The following is a 2,914-nucleotide window of genomic DNA, read 5'->3' as shown; positions in this document are numbered from 1 at the left end:
GATCAACCCGAACGCCAGCGACATCTTGTTGATGTTGCTGTCGATCATCGCTGCCGCATCCGCATCATTGCCGGTCACCAGCTTGGTCACGTGGCGCGGAATATCGTTGCTCAGGGTCGAATACACCTGATCGTTCGCTGCCGTCAGCGCACTGGCCGCCGTCACGATCATGAAGCCCTGCTGGAAGTGGGGCGAATGCATCGGGATCCGAGTCTGCAGGACGATGATCATGATCGCTCCATGACGACAAAGCCCCGGAGACCGGGGCTTTGCTCGAAGTCAACGCATCACGGCGTGCTGCTGCATGCGCTGTTGCTGCTGTTGGGTTTGCTGCTGCGCTTCGTTGTGCTGCTGCGCCATGTGGTCGCTCATCGCCTGCAGGTCCGGCGTCGGGGCGTTCAGGTCCACCCGCGCGCGCTGTCCCGGGTCGATGCCATTGCCGAGCACCCACACGTCGCTGCCGTTGAGGTGCACCTTGCGGATCTTCGACGGATCATCGATGCCGGTTTCCTGCGCCTGCAGCGCGATGTTGGCCGCCACCCGCGGATCGGTGCCCTTGGGCAGTGCATCGGCGATGGCGCGATGCAACGCATGGTTCGGATGCGTGGCTTCGGTCACCAACGGATGCTGCCGCGCATGCTCCAGTGCCTTGATCGTCTGCGAACCGACGATGCCATCGACCTTCAAACCATGCATCTGCTGGAACTGACGCACCGCGTGATCGGTGTTCGGCCCGTGGATGCCATCCTGCACCAGCAGCTGGCCGTTCCTGCCGTGGTAGCCGAGGGTGGCGAGAGTGGCTTGAATTTCGTTCACCTTCCCACCCCCCTCGTCCATTGATGAGCGGGGCTGTTCATGTCCAAGAGGCGAGACAGTTTTTCCTTCCATCCCAAGATCCCTGCCCGCCAACTCAAGCAGAGACGCTTTTTCATTCAAGGCTCTGTTCCTAAGGCTTTCCCACAATTGTGGCGAGCTCTTGAAGAGCTGCTCAGTACGGGCATGCTTGTAGTCCTGAACGGCCTCAACGATCTCCCTGTCCGAAAGCACAGAAATATCTACATTTTTACCGAATCGCTCTTCCAGTCCCTTCTGGAAAATACGTTGCGTAAGCCCTCTGAATTGGACGGAAGTGCTCCATAGAGCATCTTGAACCGCCGGCCCGCGCCCAGAAAAGTCCAAGCCTGAAGCCTTTAGACGTTCTACCTGAATATCGTAGTGCGTGCGCTTGATAAAATCGTGCTGATCTTGAGCAAATCCCGGATCAGTCCGTGCCAGCAACCTCCATTTATCGTTGAATGCCTCTGTGGCAGGCTGCAGCCCTGCAAACTCCTTTCCATAAGAAGACTGTGCCAAGTATTCATGAACAGTCCCCATGTTAGTGGAAAGCTGATATGAGCCATACGACACTCCACCGAGGTCGCCCTTTCCGGTTGAAATTGTCCCAGGCCCACGTCCACCTGTTTCATACTGCATCGAAGTCTGACCAAGGCGCCACTCGTTGTCCATCACACTGCTCCTCAGAAAACAAAACCAAGCACGGCATCAAGCCTGCTCAGTCCGCCCTCAGCCTTGCTTCCAGTTCATTTGCTCGTTCAGCGGTTCGATTCAATACGCAACTATTGGCATCAATCAACTGCCCTTGTCCCGGATCCTCACCCGGATCACACTCCATATCTCGCTCCGCCAACCACTGTCGCTGCTCTTGGCGCAACTTCTGCATTCCAGGGGAATCCAATTGAGAAAGAAGCTTTCGATAGACCTCATTCAAGCGTCCATCCTGGAACTCGTGCTCCTTCGCAATACAATCTTGGATAGCAGGAGTCACTCCGTCTGTCGAATCCACACACCTGCGGTAAGAGTCTCTTAACATTACTTGCTCCTGCTGGCCACGATTAGCGCCAAGACCCAGTGCACTTGAATTAGTATACGCAGGCACAGGCTGTTGGCTCTCCACGTCGCTTGACGCGACCTCAGTTCCATTACTCACTTGCAGTGGACCCGTTTCTTGTGAAACCGGCTTTTGACAAGAAAATAGAGCTGCGAGGAATAGTGGCGTGAACAACATCTTCATTATTTAACTCGCACCGGAAGACTGCAGCCGCTGTACATAAGCTCGCACCCCGACCCACCTTCACTGCAACGTCGCATCGCAAGCTCGGCAGCCTCTGCTTCAGTTGCACCATCGCCAAAAGTGCTAATTCCAGCTCGCCATGCAGTGGCTTGACATTGATTCCTCGTGCTCAGCACGACTTTACAATTAGGCGTGCCACACCTTCTAATCGCCTCCCTTTCTGCAGCACGCTTGGACTTCTGGTTTTCTACCGCCCCTCCTGCTGAAGTAGAAAAATCCCTCGCAATTGCACCAAACCTGTTTTCCCATATTTCAGCCGGGCGCTGCACTGGGCGAGGCATATTCGATCCACTTCTATTGGCCGACGCCTCCGCTGGAGAAACACACCGCCCCCCGGAGGGAACTGCACCTGGCGGACAAGGACCACCAGTTGGAGGAGCTTGAAATGCAAGCGCACTGGAAGGGGCTGCCGCCGCCACAAATAGCACAAACATCGTTACTGCGATCAATGACTTCTTGCTATTAAAGGATGCAGTCATATCACGCCCTCACTTTGCCCTATTGGGATTTTGATTTTTCAACAAATCCTTGTTTGCCAAATCTGTCTCAACCGTTCTTGCTGTCGCGTATGTTGGCCTGAAATCATTATCCTTGGCCGCTGCACCTACCGAGTAAGCCGAATTGGAATTATCAGCCGGCCTATACCCACCGCCACCCACGGGGTTGCCTGCAGGGTCGCGGGCCTGGCCGCCTTGGGCGCCGAACTGCGAGTACATCGTCACGGCGTGGCCCAGCGTGCCCTGGAAGAACATCGCCGCCATCGGCGGGCAGGTGATCAGCATG

4 protein-coding genes and 1 pseudogene are annotated in these 2,914 nt (G+C 55.8%); all 5 read right to left on the bottom strand.

Features of this window, described 5'->3' with window-relative positions:
• Nucleotides 1-231: hypothetical protein (locus tag ACW11F_RS12430; RefSeq protein ID WP_456997267.1), on the bottom strand; the 231-nt coding region annotated here is incomplete at its 3' end.
• A gap of 48 nt (nucleotides 232-279) precedes the next feature.
• The gene (locus ACW11F_RS12425; protein ID WP_456997266.1) at nucleotides 280-1,506 is read right to left on the bottom strand and encodes a peptidoglycan-binding domain-containing protein; all 1,227 of its coding nucleotides are present in this window, start codon (nucleotides 1,504-1,506) and stop codon (nucleotides 280-282) included.
• A gap of 46 nt (nucleotides 1,507-1,552) precedes the next feature.
• Nucleotides 1,553-2,071 (bottom strand): lysozyme inhibitor LprI family protein, encoded by a 519-nt coding sequence (locus ACW11F_RS12420; RefSeq protein WP_456997265.1) that lies wholly within the window; start codon nucleotides 2,069-2,071, stop codon nucleotides 1,553-1,555.
• On the bottom strand, nucleotides 2,071-2,412 hold the full coding sequence (locus ACW11F_RS12415; RefSeq protein WP_456997268.1) for a DUF4189 domain-containing protein: 342 nt from the start codon (nucleotides 2,410-2,412) through the stop codon (nucleotides 2,071-2,073). The genes ACW11F_RS12420 and ACW11F_RS12415 overlap by 1 nt, the downstream gene beginning before the upstream one ends.
• A gap of 207 nt (nucleotides 2,413-2,619) precedes the next feature.
• Nucleotides 2,620-2,914, bottom strand: a pseudogene (locus ACW11F_RS12410) (hypothetical protein); the annotation flags it as partial.

This window comes from Luteimonas sp. e5 (assembly GCF_054031035.1).
This window is presented reverse-complemented; position numbering and strand designations above follow the sequence as displayed.